The following is a 15,297-nucleotide window of genomic DNA, read 5'->3' as shown; positions in this document are numbered from 1 at the left end:
GGTCGACCATGCAGGGGCTTCGCTGGGTCCAACTGACCGACGACGAGCGCAATGAGTTTCTCGATACCGGCGGCACTGGCGTGCTGTCGTTCGCCACCGCCCGAGACGAGCCGCCGGTGTCGATCCCCGTCTCGTATGGCTACTTCGCCGACGCCGACAGCATCTACTTTCGGCTCTCGGTGCCCGAAGGAAGCCGCAAGCCCACCCTCGTCGACAACCCGGTCTCCTTCGTCGTCCACCGCGAGACCGAGGCGGGCTGGCGGAGCGTCGTCGCCACCGGCCGCCTCGAAGAAGTCGACGACGCACCCTACGAATCCACGGCCCTCCAGGGGTTGTGGGCCGTCGACATCCCCACGGTCGACGTGTTCGAACGGCCGCCCTCGGAGATCCCCTACCGGACCTTTCGGCTGATTCCTGACGAACTCACGGGCCGCAAGGAAGTCGACAGCGAAGCGTAATCCCACCATCCCCTTTTATTCAGTAGCCACTCGTCTGCGCCAGTATGCGCGCCGTTAGATTCCACGACCACGGTGGCACCGACGTACTACAGGTCGACGAGATCGACCGCCCCGAACCAGCCGATGACGAGGTCCTCGTCGAGGTCCACGGCGCGGGCGTCAACCCCGTCGACACCTACTTCCGGGAGGGCTCATACCAGCCGTTTGCGATGCCGATGATCCCCGGCGTCGACTTTGCCGGTGAGGTGGCAGCGGTCGGCGAGAACGCCGAGGGGTTCAGCGAGGGCGACCCCGTCTACGGGACGGGAATCGGCAAGGACCACTACGGCGGCTACGCCGAGTTCGCCGCCGTCCCGACCGATCGGGTCGTTCGGCTCCCCGAGGGCGTCGACACCGTCGCCGCGGGCGGCGCTGGCGTGGCGGCCGTGACGGCGTGGCGGGCGTTGGTCGACCACGCCACCCTCCAAGCGGGCGATCGGTGTCTGATTCACGGCGGCTCCGGTGGCGTCGGCCATGCAGCGGTCCAGCTTGCAGCCGCGGCTGGCGCACAGGTTATTACGACCGCTAGCCCGGAGTACCACGACCGGCTCGCCGAGTTGGGTGCGGATGTGGTCCTCGACTATCACCGGGACGACTTATCCGAGGCAGTTGTCGACGCCGCCGAGGATGTGGCCGGACAGGCCGACGGCGTCGACGCCATTCTCGACCACCGGATGCATGAATATCTCCAGTTCGATGCGGATGTCGCGGCGACAGGCTGCCGGATCGTCGGGATCGGCGAGAAGGACCAGAACGTCGGCTTCACGCAGTCATCCGCAGCGCGAGGGAAGGACCTCAACTTGACGATGATGAGCATGTTCAACACGCCGGATTTCCGGCCTCGGCTGTCGAAACTGGCGTCGCTGATGGCTAGCGGTGGGATTGAAATCCAGGTCGACGAGACCTACGAGTTAGAGGAAGCAGGCGAGGCTCAGCGTGCAGTGCTTGAAGACAGTTTCCTCGGGAAGCTCGTAGTCACTCCGTAACGTCGGTTAGTCGGCGGGTACGCCAATCGATTTATGAACGCGGCCGTCGACCTCTCATATATGACAGCCGAATTTGACTTCACGGACCGTGTCGCCGTGGTAACCGGAAGCTGCGGGGCACTCGGCAGCGCCGTCGTCGACGCCTTCGCCGAGGCGGGCGCGACCGTCGCCGCCTGCGACATCGTCGACATCGACAACGACGATTCCCTGCTCGAACCGCGCGACGAAGTGACCTTCTATCAGGCCGACTTCACCGACGAGGACGCCGTCGCCGAGGCCATCGAGCAGGTAGTCGACGACCACGGCCGAGTCGACTACCTTTTGAATATCGCGGGGACGTGGCGTGGCGGCAACCCGATCGAGGAGACCGACGCCAGCCAGTTCGACATGCTGTTTAATATCAATCTCAAGACGATGTTTCTGGCCTCGAAACACGCACTGCCCCACCTGCAGGAGTCTGAAGGCTCCATCGTCAGCGTCTCTGCGCGGTCGGGGCTTGAGGGCGGCGAGGGGGACGGCATCTATCGGTCGACCAAAGCCAGCGTAAAAATCCTGACCGAAACGATCGCCGAGGAGAACCGCGGGACGGTTCGGGCCAACTGTGTACTGCCGAGCGTCCTCGATACGCCGATGAACCGTGAAATGATGACACCAAAAGACGAGTGGGTCGAGCCCGCACAGGTCGCCCGTGTGATGCAGTTTCTCTGTTCAGATGCCGCCGAAGTCACCAGCGGCGCGGCGGTGCCCGTTTACGGCGAAGCCTAACAGGGCCTTGTTAGAGTACCGCGGCGATAGCCTCGCTCGTCGCCAAAATCCCGTTGTAAAGGACGTACAGGAGCACGAAGATGATGGGGAGTCGGAGGAGCCAAATCCAGATGATACTGATGGCACCACCGCCGTCCATCCCCTCGGTAAACTCGTCGAGCGCGTCGCCCGACAAGACCCAGCCGACGAAGATCGCCAACAGGAGCCCGCCGCCGATGAGCAGCACTTGGTTTGCGAGCACGTCGTATGCATCGAGCACGTCGAGATCGAGTGCCGTCGGGATGCCGATGAGGAAGATGATCCCTGCAATGCCGATCGTCGCGGGTTTCCGGTCGACATCGAACGTCTCGGTGACGTAGGCGACAATCACTTCGAGAATGCTGAACGCGCTGGTGAGCGCGGCCAAGAACAGCGCGATGTAGAACACCGTACCGACCAGTTGGCCAGCCGGGAGTTCGCCGAACGCAGTTCCGAGCGCGATGAAGACGGTACCCGGCCCGCCGGTGCCCGGGTCGACCCCTTCGGCGAAGAGGAACGGGAAGATCGCCAACCCGGCCAGCAAGGCGATGAACGTGTCGACGACGAGAATGAGCAGACTGTCGTTCAGGAGACTACGATCCTCACCGAGATACGAACCGTAGGTGATCATCACGCCCATCCCGAGCGAGAGGGTGAAAAAGGCCTGTCCGGCCGCGTCGGGAAGCAGGCCGAATGCGTCACTGAGTAGCGTGGCTGGATCGGGTGAGAGGTAGAAGGCGTAGCCCTCGCCCGCGCCGCCGAGGGTCGCACCGTAGCCCGCCAGCACGGCCAGCAAAACGGCGACGCTCGGCACCATGAACTTCGCGGCGCGTTCGAGGCCGTCGCGAACCCCGAGGGCGACGATACCGGCGACGACCGCCATAAACAGCGCGTCAAAGGCAACCGCGGTGGTGCCGGAGGCGGCGGTCTCAAAGTAGGCCGCCGGATCGGACGCGTATGCACCGGTTACGCTGGCGATGATGTACTGAATCACCCAGCCGCCGACGACACTGTAGTACGAGAGAATGACAAAGCCCGCCAGCGCGCCGATCCCGCCGACGAACTTCCAGTTCGAATGACCGAGTTCACCGAACGAACTGATAACGTTCCGCTTTGCCCGTCGACCAATGACGAACTCCGCCAACATCAGTGGCAGCCCGACGCCGACCACCAGCAGTAGATAGGCGACGAGGAACGCTGCGCCCCCCGACTCAGCCGTCAGGAACGGAAACCGCCAGATGTTTCCCAACCCGACGGCGCTTCCGGTCGCCGCAAGGATGAATCCGACACGCGTTGCCCACGATTCTCTAACACTCATACAAACGTGTGTTTTGTTCAGTCTAATAAATCCATCTGATGATAAATTTGAATTATATATCCGGCCACATTATTATTCTGGGTGATTCAGTGCTGCCCAGCGAAGTTATCCGGGCAGTAACCTTTACATATAGCACTTCTAATCTTATCCTACCCCCAATGAGTCGTTGTCCTGATGAGTTCGTTGTCCTACACGTCGACGACGACCCACAACTGCTGTCACTCTCCGAGCAGTTTCTGGGCGGCCACGATGACCGGCTGGTCGTCGAGACGATGACCGATCCTGTGGCCGCAGCCGACGCCATTGAGGCCACTGCGTACGACGCCGTTATCTCTGACTATCAGATGCCCAAGCTGAACGGCTTGGAGTTGCTTGCCGAGATCCGTGACGAACAGGGCCAGCGGACGCCATTTATTATGTTCACCGGCGAGGGTCGCGAAGCGGTCGCAATCGAGGCGCTCAATCTCGGTGCCGACCGCTACCTGCAGAAGGGAGGTGATCCCAACGCCCAGTACACTCTGTTGGCGGACGCCGTTCTCAACGAAATCGAGCACGAACACACGAGATCGGGGCTCGAACGCAACCGTGAAAAGTACGTCAGTATTTACGAAAACGCCCCGCTCGCGCTGGTCATCTGGAACGCCGACGGCGAGATCGTCGACTGGAACGACCGAGCCGAGCGGCTGTACGGGTGGTCGGCCGAGGAGGCTCGCGGCCGACGCCTCGACGAACTGTTGTTCACGCCGGAGTCGACAGAGACACTCGATGCGTTCTCAGGACCACTGGTGGCCGACGGGGCTCCCACTGACCGAGTCCTCGAAACCGTCACCAAAGACGGTCAGCGCGTCGTCTGCCACTGGTACAACACACCGCTCGAACGCTCGGAGACTGGCGTAGCCGAGGTAATGTCGATGATCCTCGATATTACTGCCGCACGCAGTCGCGAGTCCACACTCAAACAGTACGCGACGGCTGTCGAGGGCTCCGACGACTCTATTTATATGCTCGATACCGACGGCCGGTACGTGTTCGCCAACACCGAACACCTCTCGCGGCTGGCAGCCGACAGCAAGATTCCCCGGGCCGACGAACGCGAGGTCGTCGGCCGAAAGTACGTCGACATTCACGCGGGGCCGGAAGCCAAACGTATCACCGAGATTATTCAGGTGATCATCGAAAGCGGAGAGCCGAAAACCGAGGAGTACGAGTTCCAGACCGAAGACCGCTGGTCGTACCGAACGTACAGTCCGGTCGCCGACCCCGAGACCGATGGACATGTCGGTGTCGTCGTTATCTCGAAGGATATCACGAAAGGCAAACGGATGCAAGAACGCGAGTTGTTTCTGTCATCACTGCTTCGTCACGATGTCAAAAACAAGATCCACACCGCCGACGGCTATATGGAACTGGCCATCCATGAAGGCGGTTCACCGGAGGCGATAGCGCATTTGGAAACTGCTGGCCGTGCACTTTCGGGCTCGTTGGAGTTAATCGAAAACGTCGGCATGCTGAGTGGACTTTCGCAGGAAGACCCCGAACGGTGTAAGCTTCACGAGGTGCTCTTGGACGTCGTCGACAGCTATTCGCCACAGGCGACAGCCGAGGGCGTCGAACTCGAGTACGATGGATGCAACGGGGTAGTCTACGGCGGCTCGCTGCTCGAGGCGCTCTTCGAGAACCTCGTCTCGAATGCGTTGAAACACTCGAATGCGGACCGTATCGAAATCCGCTGTCGACGCGAGGACGACGAATTCGTCGTTTGTGTTGCTGACGACGGCGATGGACTTCCAACCGACGAAGCCAACGCGCTCCTCGAACAGGGCGTCTCGAAGGGCGAGTCGGCCGGAACCGGACTCGGGTTGTATCTCGTCAGCGAGATCGCCGAAACGTACGGAGGGTCGGTTTCTCTCGGCTCCTCGGAAGCCGGTGGGTTGTGTGTTGCGGTCATCCTCAAAGCGGCCTCAGCGTAACGGCTCGCACAGCCCACCGTCGATCACCGCTGCCTGTGGCCGCAGCCGCCCACTGTTATCACCCAGAGATAGTCGACAGTCAGGTATGCTGTTGCGGAACCCTTTTGAAGCCGCTGGTAGTCGGTATGGATCAATGACTGGTGGTCCGAAATGACGATGGACGACCGAATCGAGGAGCTTCGAGCAAAGCGAGCCGAAGCCAACAGCGGCGGCGGCGAGGCCCGCATCGCCAAACAACACGAGAAGGGAAAGATGACCGCCAGAGAGCGGATCGACTACTTTCTTGACGACGGAACGTTCCACGAGTTCGATCAGTTCCGCACGCACCGAAACCACACCTTCGGCATGGAGGAACAACAGCTCCTGACCGACGGCGTCGTGACGGGGTATGGCGATGTCAACGGCCGAACCGTCTTCGTGTTCGCCCACGATTTCACGGTTTTCGGCGGCTCACTCGGCGAGGTCTTTGCTGAAAAGATCTGCAAGGTGATGGACAAGGCGATGGAGGTCGGCGCACCGGTCGTCGGACTGAACGACTCGGCAGGAGCCCGAATACAGGAGGGCGTCGGCTCGCTCGGCGGGTTCGGCGAGATCTTTCAGCGCAACACCGATGCCAGCGGCGTCATCCCCCAGATTTCGGGCATCTTCGGCCCGTGTGCGGGCGGGGCTGTCTACTCACCCGCGATCACGGATTTCGTGTTCATGGTCAAAGAGACGAGTCACATGTTCATCACCGGCCCCGATGTCGTCGAGACCGTCACGGGCGAGGAGGTCAGCTTCGACGAACTCGGCGGGGCGGTCACCCATGCCTCTACCTCCGGGGCGGCCCACTTCGCCGTTGACTCCGAAAAGCAGGCGCTCGACGAGATCGCCCTCCTGCTTTCGTATTTGCCGCAAAACAATGTCGAAGACCCACCACGGATGGATCCGTGGGACGACCCCGAGCGACGGACCGACGAGCTGGAAAATATCGTCCCCCAGGCCCCGAAAAAGCCGTACGACGCGACCCAGGTGATCGACGAGATCGTCGACGAAAGCTCGTTTTTCGAGATCCACGAGAGCTTTGCGAAAAACATCGTCGTCGGCTTCGGACGCTTGGACGGCCACTCGGTGGGGATCGTTGCGAACCAGCCCCGTGTGAACGCCGGAACGCTCGATATCGCGGCCTCGGAGAAGGGCGCACGCTTCGTGCGGTTCTGTGACGCCTTTAATATCCCCATCGTGACGCTCGAAGACGTTCCGGGCTTTATGCCCGGCACCGATCAGGAACACGGCGGGATCATTCGCCACGGCGCGAAACTGCTGTACGCCTACGCCGAGGCGACCGTTCCGCTTTTGACGGTCATCACGCGTAAAGCGTACGGTGGTGCGTACTGTGTGATGGCCTCGAAGCATATCGGCGGTGACGTCAACTACGCGTGGCCGACCGCTGAGATTGCGGTGATGGGACCGAAAGGCGCGGTGAACATCCTCTATCGACGTGAGCTGGCCGAGACCGACGATCCCGAAGCCCGTCGACAGGAGCTCATCGACGAGTACCGCGAGGAGTTCGCCAACCCGTACACGGCTGCGGACCGGGGCTTTCTCGACGACGTGATCGAACCCGGTGAGACACGCCAGCGGCTGATCGACGACCTCGAGATGCTACTGTCGAAACGCGAGGACAAACCCTCGAAGAAACACGGCAATATCCCGATCTGAGATGGCCACCGACCACCCCGTCGACGACGCGGCGTCGACCGATTCCACCGCGACAGACGCCAACCCAGCCAGCGTCGACGACCCTCTCTCGTCGGTGTCGGTCGACGCGCTCGGTGGGCGCGCGATGGCCGACGACAGCGAGGCGGCGGCGATTGCGGTGGCGATTGCCGCGCACCTTCGAGACCGCCAGGCCGCCGCGGCCGCAGCCGTCGACGAGGAGAAAAAAAGCCGCCGGAACTGGGCGTTTTCGGGCCGGCTCGAATCGATCGGCGAGCCAGCCCGTAGAGCCCCCACAAACGCACCGACCGACCCGTGGCGGGCGGCCAGTCGAAGCGACCGATTTTAACCCTCGACCGCAGCGTCGAAAAGCGCGTCTTCGGTGCTGATTTATAAGCCATCGCCCGTGTAACGCGTGTCAACTATCATAAATGATAACTTGTCCGTTCGTTATATACAACTGGTTCCCGGATTGTTATCATGACCGCGAACAACGGTGCTGTGACAGAAACCACGGAGCCGGTAGAGGTCGGGGCGCTCGATACAGAGGAGTTGGAAGACGTCGACAGCGAGGATCTCGGTAACGTCGAGAACACGGACGTCGCCTCCTCGCTGGCGTCGCTATATGATACCTCCGCCGAGATCGCCGAGGGCGTCGAGGAGATCGCCAACCGGGCGCACGAGCAGTCAAACGGAATGCGCGACGTCTCGGCGGAGGTCGCCGATCTGAGCGCCGCCGTCGAGGAGATCGCCTCCTCCTCGGAGGAGGTCGCCATCGCCGCCGAACAGGCCGACGAGCGCGCCAACGAGGGCGAGGAGGCGACCGAGGAGGTCGTCGACGCGATGGAGGAGATCCAGTCAGTAACCGAAGCGGCGATGGGCGAACTCCGAACGATTAGCGAGGGCATCGAGGAGATCACCGAGCTGGCCGACGTGATCGACGAGATCGCCGACCAGACCAACCTGCTCGCGCTGAACGCCTCGATCGAGGCCGCCCGAGTTGGCGAAGCCGGCGCGGGCTTTGCGGTCGTCGCCGACGAGATTAAATCACTCGCCCAGGAGTCCCGCGAGCAAGCCACCGGAATCGACAGCACCGTCGAGCGGATCACCACCGACGCCGAGCGCGCGGTTCGAAGCCTCGAAACCAGCGTCGCCAGGGTCGAAACCGGGATGAACCGGGCCAACGAGGCCCAGTCGAGTCTCGACGAGATCACCGACGCGGTCGGCGAGGTCACCGCGGGCGTCGACGAAGTGGCCGCCGCCACCGACCAGCAGGCCGCGAGTGCGACCACCGTCGCGTCGATGGTCGATGAGACGGCGACCAACGCCGACGAGATCGACACCGCCGCCAACCGGATTACTGATTCCGTGAGTTCGCAGGTCGACCGGATCGAACAGCTTCGCAACGAAGTCGAGTAGTTACCAACGACCTAGAACCGGTACTCGTCGTCCGACGATCCAGAACCGTCGACGGTCAAGAGCCGTTGGAACGAGGCCGTTCGCGTCACGATGGCCGGAAGGACGACTGCGAGGCCAACGAACGATCCGAGCTGGATCGGAAAGCCGAGGTCGGTCAATCCACCCAGAAAGAAGTAACACGTCGCCCCGACGACGATCGCGGTCCACTGTACCTGCTTTTTCGTGAGGTCCATGCCAGTCGAATCGAGTCGACGTATCTGACTGTTCCGATCGACAGGACCGGTGGCCGGTATTCGGTCAGTACGCATCAGTATTCGTGGCCAAACGGCGGGTTTGGTGAGTTCGTCGACCGATAGAATCACGTGGCCGATGGGCGAATAGTTCGCAAAGATGTTCAGTAAGGTTCTGGTCGCCAACCGTGGAGAGATCGCGGTTCGCGTGATGCGCGCCTGCGAGGAGCTGGGAGTCAGGACGGTCGCTGTGTACAGCGATGTCGACAAGCACAGCGGCCACGTCCGGTATGCCGACGAGGCCTACAACATCGGCCCCGCACGCGCGGCCGACTCCTATCTCGATCACGAGGCCGTTCTGGATGCCGCCGAAAAGGCCGGTGCCGACGCCATCCACCCCGGTTACGGCTTTCTGGCCGAAAACGCCACGTTCGCCGCCAAGGTCGACGACCGCGGGTTCACGTGGATCGGTCCTGACGCCGAGGCGATGGAAGCACTCGGCGAGAAGACCAAGGCCCGCTCGCTGATGCAGGAGGCCGACGTGCCGGTAGTCCCCGGAACAACCGAACCAGTCGAATCGGTCGCGGAGATCACAGCGGTCGCCGAAGAGTACGGGTATCCGGTCGCGATCAAGGCTGAGGGTGGCGGCGGCGGCCGCGGTCTGAAGGTCGTCCACAGCGAGGACGAGGTCGAATCACAGTTCGAGACCGCCCAGCGCGAGGGCGAAGCCTACTTCGACAACGATTCGGTCTACGTCGAAAAGTATCTCGAAGCCCCCCGCCACATCGAGGTCCAGATTATCGCCGATCATCACGGCAACGTCCGACATCTCGGCGAGCGCGACTGCTCGCTGCAGCGCCGCCACCAGAAAGTCATTGAAGAAGCGCCTTCACCCGCGCTCACCGACGAGCTCCGCGAGCAGATCGGCGAGGCCGCCAAACGGGGCGTCGACGCCGCGGGCTACACCAACGCCGGGACCGTCGAGTTCCTCGTCGAGGACGGGAACTTCTACTTCATGGAGGTCAACACGCGGATCCAGGTCGAACACACGGTGACCGAACAGATCACGGGCCTCGACATCGTCAAGTGGCAAATACGGATCGCCGCGGACGAGGAACTCAGCTTCGCCCAGGAAGACGTCGAGATCGAGGGTCATGCCATGGAGTTCCGGATCAACGCCGAAAACCCCGCCAAAGAGTTCGAGCCCGCTTCTGGCAGGCTCGAAACCTACGACCCGGCGGGCGGGATTGGCGTTCGGATCGACGATGCGATTCGTCAGGGCGACGAGATCGGCGGCGACTACGACTCGATGATCGCCAAACTGGTCGTCTCGGCCAGTGATCGAGAGGAGTGTTTGACTCGCTCGGAGCGCGCACTCGCCGAGTTCGAGATCGACGGCTTTCACACCATTATTCCGTTCCACCGCCTGATGCTGACCGATGAGGCGTTTTCGAACGGCGAGCACACGACCAACTATCTCGACAACGTCCTCGACCACAGTCGAATCGAGGAGGCGGTCTCGCAGTGGGGGCCGACCACCGCTGGCAACGAGGGCGACGAGGGCGAAAGCGAGGAGTCGACCGAGCGCGACTTTACGGTCGAAGTCAACGGCAAACGGTTCGACGTCTCGCTGGAAGAACGTGGCGCACCACCGATCACCGTCGAATCAGCCAATCCAGGCGGGAACAACGGCGGAATGCAGCGACCCCCACAGGCCAAAGCGGACGAAGGCGACAAGGAGATTTCAGTCGAAGGTGGCGACACTGTGACTGCTGAGATGCAGGGCACGATCCTCTCGGTCGACGTCGCGGTGGGCGACGAGATTGCCCCAGATGACGTGGTTTGTGTCCTCGAAGCGATGAAGATGGAAAACGACGTGGTGACTGAACGCGGCGGCACCGTGTCCCAGATTCTGATCGGCGAAGGTGACAGTGTGGATATGGGTGACGTGCTGGTCGTCTTGGAGTAGTCACTTCCACCTCGCAGTTCTTGAAGTAGTCACTTCTGCCTCGCAGTTCTTGAAGTAGTCACTTCTGCCTCGCAGTTCTTGAAGTAGTCACTTCTGCCTCGCAGTTCTTGAAGTAGTCACTTCTGCCTCGCAGTTCTTGAAGTAGTCACTTCTGCCTCGCAGTAACTGTTTTTCAGGCTGGCCGTCGAGTCGACCGTATGGCCACGATCAAGGACAGCGTCCACGACCACATCGAGATCGAGGGCGTCGCCGAGGATCTCCTCGACACCTCGACCGTCCAGCGGCTGCGGCATATCAAACAGTTGGGGACGGTCCAGCTGGTCTACCCCTCGGCCAACCACACTCGCTTCGAACACAGCCTCGGCGTGTATCACCTCGCTAACCGAGCCCTAGACGAGATCGGTATCGAAGGCGTTCAAGCCGAGCGCGTCCGGGCGGCCGCGCTGCTCCACGATGTGGGCCACGGCCCGTTTAGTCACAACACCGAAGAACTCACCGCCCGCTACACCGGCAAGTATCACGACGACGTCGGCGAACTCCTCGCCGCCGGAGCAGTCGGCGAGACGCTCCGAGATCACGACCTCGACCCCGCGCATATCGCAGGGCTCGTCGCGGGCGAGGGGCAGTTCGGCCAGCTCGTTTCGGGCGAACTCGACGTCGACCGGATGGACTACCTCGTCCGCGATGCCCACCACACAGGCGTCCCCTACGGCACGATCGATACCGAGCGACTCATTCGGGAGTTGACGTTCGTCGACGGCGAACTCCTCTTCGACGAAGGGAACGTCCAAACCGCCGAGAGCCTGCTGCTTGCGCGCGCCCTGATGAACCCCACCGTCTACATGCACCCTGTCGCCCGGATCAGCAAAGCAATGTTGCGTCGGGCAAGCGAGCGCCTCATTGAGGAGACAGCCATCGACGCCGACCGCCTGCGTCGGATGGACGACCATGACCTCATCGCGGTCCTCCGTGAGACACCCGCGACCGAGGGGTTCGCCGAACGCTACGGTAGTCGGCAACTACTTAAAAGGGCGGTGTGGGCCGAACTCCAGCACGTTCCTGACTCGCTGCTCGAGGCTGACCACGAGAAGATTCGAGATCTGGAGTCGACTATTGCCAACCGGGCGTATCTCCCGACAACGGATGTGATCGTCGAAATACCTGACGAGCCGACGATGCGGGAGTCGACGAGCCGCGTGATCGTCAACGGCGAGATCCGAAATCTGGGCGATCAGTCGCCGTTAGTCGGTGCCTTACGGACCACCCAGCGCGGCCAGTGGCGGCTCGGCGTCTACACGCGCCGGGAAGCCACCGAAAGAGTAGGTCGACTCGCCGCCGAGGAGCTCGGTCTCGAACTTCCCGACGGGCTGATTCACGAGACCCGCCGCGGGCTCCATGCGACGCTCGACGACTTCGAGTAGGCGTTTGCTGTTCGGTCGCCACCTGAGTTCGGGAGGTTCAAGCCACCGGCCCCAAACCCACGGTTATGAACGTGGAGGGGACCATCCTCGTTGGCCCGGAGTTCGAGCCGGTTGCGGGCCGCGTGTTGGTCGAACACGGCGAGATTCAGGCAATCGAGGAGACCGAAACGGGATCGGATTCGATCGTGATTCCGGCGTTCGTCAACGCCCACACCCACATCGGCGACTCGATCGCCAAAGAAGCCGGTGGCGGCCTCTCGCTCGACGAACTCGTTGCACCGCCGGACGGACTCAAACACCGGCTGCTTCGCAGTACCGACCGCGAGACCACCGTCGACGCGATGGCCCGCACGCTGAACCAGATGGAAGAAACCGGGACAGCCGCCTTCATCGAGTTCCGTGAGGGTGGTGTCGACGGCGTCGAGATGATCACGGACGCGCTGGCACGTCGGCGGATCGAGCCCGTGATCCTGGGCCGAGAGACCGAAGCCGCCATGGAGGCTGGCGATGGGTTTGGAGCGTCGGGCGCGCGCGATGGCGACTTCGATGCCATGCGAAACGCCACGCGGCGGGCCAACAAACTGTTCGGGATACACGCTGGCGAGCGTGATTCCACGGATATCAACCCTGCGTTGGACCTCGATCCGGATTTTCTCGTCCACCTCGTCCACGCCGAAACGCTCCACCTCGACCGGATTGAAGACAGTCAAACGCCAGCAGTCGTCTGTCCACGGTCGAATCTCGTCACGAACGTCGGCGTGCCGCCGATCCGCGAACTCTCCGAGCGAACGACGGTCGCGTTGGGGACGGATAACGTAATGACAAACAGCCCGTCGATGTTCCGCGAGATGGAGTTTGCAGCCAAACTGACCGATCTACCGGCCGAAACGATCCTGCGTATGGCGACGCTCAACGGCGCGAAAATCGCGGGGCTCAACTGCGGCGTCATCGAGGAGGGTCGCGATGCCAAACTGCTCGTACTCGACGGTGATTCGGACAACCTCTGTTATGCCAACGACGTCGTTCGAGCGGTGGTTCGGCGTGCAGGGCCCGCCGATATCAAACGCGTCCATCTCTGATCGGTCGACCAGGGCCAGCAGGCAGTAGGCGGTAGATGGAAGGCAGTAAACAGTCAGTGGCAGAAAACCGTCGGTAGGGACGGACTACTGGAGTGACTAGGCGTCTTTTCAGGAAGTCACGTAACGGTAGACAGTCACTACTGGTCGACAGTCGGCTTGCGGTCTAAGGTATCGCATCTCACGGGGGGTTTATCAATCTGGGGTGTTATGGTCTATTTGCAATGGCGAAAGGAACCGTTGATTTCTTCAACGACACAGGCGGCTACGGATTTATTGACACTGACGATGCTGACGACGACGTCTTCTTCCACATGGAAGACGTTGGCGGCCCGGACCTCGAAGAGGGTCAGGACGTCGAGTTCGACATCGAACAGTCCCCGAAGGGTCCACGAGCGGCCAACGTCGAACGCCTATAAGGCGTTTTGACCACTGTGCGGAAACGACGCGTCGCGGTATCGACGCAAATCCGTTTTGCGGATTTTTGAGCCCTGAGCGGTAGTGCTCCGGGAGAATGACTGAACCCGAGAGCGACGCTGCAGTTGTCGACGCGCGTACGATGTCGACGCGAGCACGGCTGTCGACCGTACAGATAACGAACTGGAATACAGACGTCACTGATACGTACGTAGACGGACGTCTCAAGGGTGCTGAATTAGAGTAATGAGCCTTGGCCGTCGAGTAGACGTATCGCACTCAACTCACCGAGTGAACCACCCTCCAATGACAGACACACCCCATAGCCAGCATTACGCACGATGATTCGGTTGGTCGACATGCTGTTGCGTATCGTGGTTCGTTTGATGGTGTTCTACCTCGTCATCGTCGGACTCATCGCGACCGGTGGTTTTGCCGGCGTTGGTCCGCTCGCCGACGAACTGGCCGGTCAGGACGTCCCACTCACCGATGAGTCGGTCGACGAACTCGTCGACCGCGAGGCTGAATCGAACTCTGAGTCGTCGGAGGTCAACGACGAAACCGTCGACCAGAACGCAACCGTCGCTGACGAACAGCGGGTCGAACGGCTGATACACAAAGAGATTAACGACGAACGTGCTGCCGAAGGGCTCGAACCACTCGATACTGACGAGGAGCTCCAACGCGTTGCGCGCGGCCACAGCGCCGATATGATCGAAGACGGCTACGTTGGCCACGAGAGTCCAGATGGCATCACACCGAAAGACCGGCTTGCGGAGGCGGGCTGTCAGGCAGGCGGTGAGAATGTCGCCCAGTCGTGGTTCGACAAACCCGTCGACACGGGCTCCGAAACGGTCACTGTCGAAACCGAAGACGAGCTCGCGGCCCATCTCGTCGAGGGGTGGATGAACTCGCCGGGTCATCGCGAGAATATCTTGCGTGACTCGTTCGCCGAAAGCGGCATCGGGGTACTGATAACCGAGGACAACCAGGTATTTGCGACTCAGAAGTTCTGTGCAGGCTCGATGTTCGGAACGCTGCGGTAAGTATGGCTCCGGTACAATCAAACCCATCTCTCACAAACAATCAGGTATGAGTGCGGATCAGTCACAGCGGTCGACCCGGTGTCTCGTGGCGAAAGTCGGTCTCGACGGCCACGACCGGGGAGCCCACGTTATCGCTCGCGCGTTTCGAGACGCGGGCTTCGAGGTCATCTACTCGGGACTCCACCGAGCGCCCGAAGAGATCGTCCAAGCGGCGGTCCAAGAGGACGTCGACGTGCTCGGTATCTCGATTCTCTCGGGGGCACACAACACGCTCGTGCCGAAAGTCATCGAGGGGCTAAAATCCTACGACGCCTTCGACGAGATGCTGATTATCGTCGGCGGAATCGTTCCAGAGGGCGATATCGCCGATCTCAAAGCGTTGGGTGTCGACGAGGTGTTCGGCCCCGGAACGTCGGTTCGAGAGACAGTCGAGTTCGTCCGAGATCACGTCGCTACCGAGGCGTGAG

16 protein-coding genes are annotated in these 15,297 nt (G+C 61.5%); 14 read left to right on the top strand and 2 right to left on the bottom strand.

Translation table 11 applies throughout. The features are described from left to right. The first annotated feature begins 8 nt into the window (after positions 1-8). Genes O2S87_RS00745 through O2S87_RS00735 form a run of 3 tightly spaced genes read left to right on the top strand, consistent with a single transcriptional unit; the run spans position 9 to position 2,248 of the window. Entirely contained in the window at positions 9-458 is a 450-nt protein-coding gene (locus O2S87_RS00745; RefSeq protein ID WP_475406906.1) for a pyridoxamine 5'-phosphate oxidase family protein, read from the top strand. Between the two features lie 44 nt (positions 459-502). After that, positions 503-1,483, top strand: coding sequence for an NADPH:quinone reductase (locus tag O2S87_RS00740; protein ID WP_475406877.1), 981 nt, complete (start codon positions 503-505; stop codon positions 1,481-1,483). A 60-nt stretch (positions 1,484-1,543) separates the two neighbouring features. After that, complete coding sequence (locus tag O2S87_RS00735) at positions 1,544-2,248, top strand: SDR family NAD(P)-dependent oxidoreductase (RefSeq protein ID WP_475406876.1); 705 nt, start codon at positions 1,544-1,546, stop codon at positions 2,246-2,248. A 10-nt stretch (positions 2,249-2,258) separates the two neighbouring features. On the opposite strand, the gene O2S87_RS00730 is transcribed toward O2S87_RS00735, so the two are convergent. Next, positions 2,259-3,584 (bottom strand): sodium-dependent transporter, encoded by a 1,326-nt coding sequence (locus O2S87_RS00730; RefSeq protein WP_475406875.1) that lies wholly within the window; start codon positions 3,582-3,584, stop codon positions 2,259-2,261. Between the two features lie 158 nt (positions 3,585-3,742). Between O2S87_RS00730 and O2S87_RS00725 the strand changes: the two genes are divergently transcribed. From O2S87_RS00725 to O2S87_RS00710, 4 genes are all read left to right on the top strand, one after another. Continuing rightward, complete coding sequence (locus O2S87_RS00725) at positions 3,743-5,554, top strand: hybrid sensor histidine kinase/response regulator (RefSeq protein ID WP_475406874.1); 1,812 nt, start codon at positions 3,743-3,745, stop codon at positions 5,552-5,554. Between the two features lie 156 nt (positions 5,555-5,710). Further along, entirely contained in the window at positions 5,711-7,255 is a 1,545-nt protein-coding gene (locus O2S87_RS00720; protein WP_475406905.1) for an acyl-CoA carboxylase subunit beta, read from the top strand. Position 7,256: 1 nt separating this feature from the next. Beyond that, positions 7,257-7,601: a DUF8022 family protein gene (locus O2S87_RS00715; RefSeq protein ID WP_475406873.1), complete on the top strand. Its 345-nt coding sequence runs from the start codon at positions 7,257-7,259 to the stop codon at positions 7,599-7,601. Between the two features lie 131 nt (positions 7,602-7,732). Next, the gene (locus O2S87_RS00710) at positions 7,733-8,671 is read left to right on the top strand and encodes a methyl-accepting chemotaxis protein (RefSeq protein ID WP_475406872.1); all 939 of its coding nucleotides are present in this window, start codon (positions 7,733-7,735) and stop codon (positions 8,669-8,671) included. A gap of 11 nt (positions 8,672-8,682) precedes the next feature. Here the strand turns inward: O2S87_RS00710 and O2S87_RS00705 are convergent, their stop codons facing one another. Continuing rightward, positions 8,683-8,904 carry a hypothetical protein gene (locus O2S87_RS00705; protein ID WP_475406871.1) on the bottom strand — a complete coding sequence of 74 codons (222 nt, stop codon included), beginning with the start codon at positions 8,902-8,904 and terminating at the stop codon, positions 8,683-8,685. Positions 8,905-9,061: 157 nt separating this feature from the next. Here O2S87_RS00705 and O2S87_RS00700 point away from each other — a divergent pair, with 157 nt between their 5' ends. The 7 genes from O2S87_RS00700 to O2S87_RS00670 all read left to right on the top strand — a co-directional run bounded on the left by O2S87_RS00700 (position 9,062) and on the right by O2S87_RS00670 (position 15,296). After that, complete coding sequence (locus O2S87_RS00700; protein ID WP_475406870.1) at positions 9,062-10,870, top strand: acetyl-CoA carboxylase biotin carboxylase subunit; 1,809 nt, start codon at positions 9,062-9,064, stop codon at positions 10,868-10,870. A gap of 197 nt (positions 10,871-11,067) precedes the next feature. Further along, positions 11,068-12,291, top strand: a complete 1,224-nt coding sequence (locus O2S87_RS00695; RefSeq protein ID WP_475406869.1) for an HD domain-containing protein — start codon at positions 11,068-11,070, stop codon at positions 12,289-12,291. 65 nt (positions 12,292-12,356) lie between these two features. Beyond that, a complete protein-coding gene (locus O2S87_RS00690) occupies positions 12,357-13,370 on the top strand; it encodes an amidohydrolase family protein (RefSeq protein WP_475406868.1) in 1,014 nt (337 codons plus the stop codon). A gap of 221 nt (positions 13,371-13,591) precedes the next feature. Continuing rightward, positions 13,592-13,786, top strand: a complete 195-nt coding sequence (locus O2S87_RS00685) for a cold-shock protein (RefSeq protein ID WP_475406867.1) — start codon at positions 13,592-13,594, stop codon at positions 13,784-13,786. Between the two features lie 95 nt (positions 13,787-13,881). Then, positions 13,882-14,031: a hypothetical protein gene (locus O2S87_RS00680; RefSeq protein ID WP_475406866.1), complete on the top strand. Its 150-nt coding sequence runs from the start codon at positions 13,882-13,884 to the stop codon at positions 14,029-14,031. Between the two features lie 139 nt (positions 14,032-14,170). Further along, positions 14,171-14,830: a CAP domain-containing protein gene (locus tag O2S87_RS00675; RefSeq protein WP_475406865.1), complete on the top strand. Its 660-nt coding sequence runs from the start codon at positions 14,171-14,173 to the stop codon at positions 14,828-14,830. Positions 14,831-14,876: 46 nt separating this feature from the next. Further along, complete coding sequence (locus O2S87_RS00670) at positions 14,877-15,296, top strand: cobalamin B12-binding domain-containing protein (RefSeq protein ID WP_475406864.1); 420 nt, start codon at positions 14,877-14,879, stop codon at positions 15,294-15,296. Position 15,297 lies beyond the last annotated feature (1 nt).

Source organism: Halohasta sp. A2 (assembly GCF_056175805.1).
This window is presented reverse-complemented; position numbering and strand designations above follow the sequence as displayed.

Coding starts and splice junctions, on each gene's coding strand:
- O2S87_RS00745 (WP_475406906.1), top strand. CDS start 9: ATGCAGGGGCTTCGCTGGGTCCAACTGACCGACGACGAGCGCAATGAG.
- O2S87_RS00740 (WP_475406877.1), top strand. CDS start 503: ATGCGCGCCGTTAGATTCCACGACCACGGTGGCACCGACGTACTACAG.
- O2S87_RS00735 (WP_475406876.1), top strand. CDS start 1,544: ATGACAGCCGAATTTGACTTCACGGACCGTGTCGCCGTGGTAACCGGA.
- O2S87_RS00730 (WP_475406875.1), bottom strand. CDS start 3,584: ATGAGTGTTAGAGAATCGTGGGCAACGCGTGTCGGATTCATCCTTGCG.
- O2S87_RS00725 (WP_475406874.1), top strand. CDS start 3,743: ATGAGTCGTTGTCCTGATGAGTTCGTTGTCCTACACGTCGACGACGAC.
- O2S87_RS00720 (WP_475406905.1), top strand. CDS start 5,711: ATGGACGACCGAATCGAGGAGCTTCGAGCAAAGCGAGCCGAAGCCAAC.
- O2S87_RS00715 (WP_475406873.1), top strand. CDS start 7,257: ATGGCCACCGACCACCCCGTCGACGACGCGGCGTCGACCGATTCCACC.
- O2S87_RS00710 (WP_475406872.1), top strand. CDS start 7,733: ATGACCGCGAACAACGGTGCTGTGACAGAAACCACGGAGCCGGTAGAG.
- O2S87_RS00705 (WP_475406871.1), bottom strand. CDS start 8,904: ATGGACCTCACGAAAAAGCAGGTACAGTGGACCGCGATCGTCGTCGGG.
- O2S87_RS00700 (WP_475406870.1), top strand. CDS start 9,062: ATGTTCAGTAAGGTTCTGGTCGCCAACCGTGGAGAGATCGCGGTTCGC.
- O2S87_RS00695 (WP_475406869.1), top strand. CDS start 11,068: ATGGCCACGATCAAGGACAGCGTCCACGACCACATCGAGATCGAGGGC.
- O2S87_RS00690 (WP_475406868.1), top strand. CDS start 12,357: ATGAACGTGGAGGGGACCATCCTCGTTGGCCCGGAGTTCGAGCCGGTT.
- O2S87_RS00685 (WP_475406867.1), top strand. CDS start 13,592: ATGGCGAAAGGAACCGTTGATTTCTTCAACGACACAGGCGGCTACGGA.
- O2S87_RS00680 (WP_475406866.1), top strand. CDS start 13,882: ATGACTGAACCCGAGAGCGACGCTGCAGTTGTCGACGCGCGTACGATG.
- O2S87_RS00675 (WP_475406865.1), top strand. CDS start 14,171: ATGGTGTTCTACCTCGTCATCGTCGGACTCATCGCGACCGGTGGTTTT.
- O2S87_RS00670 (WP_475406864.1), top strand. CDS start 14,877: ATGAGTGCGGATCAGTCACAGCGGTCGACCCGGTGTCTCGTGGCGAAA.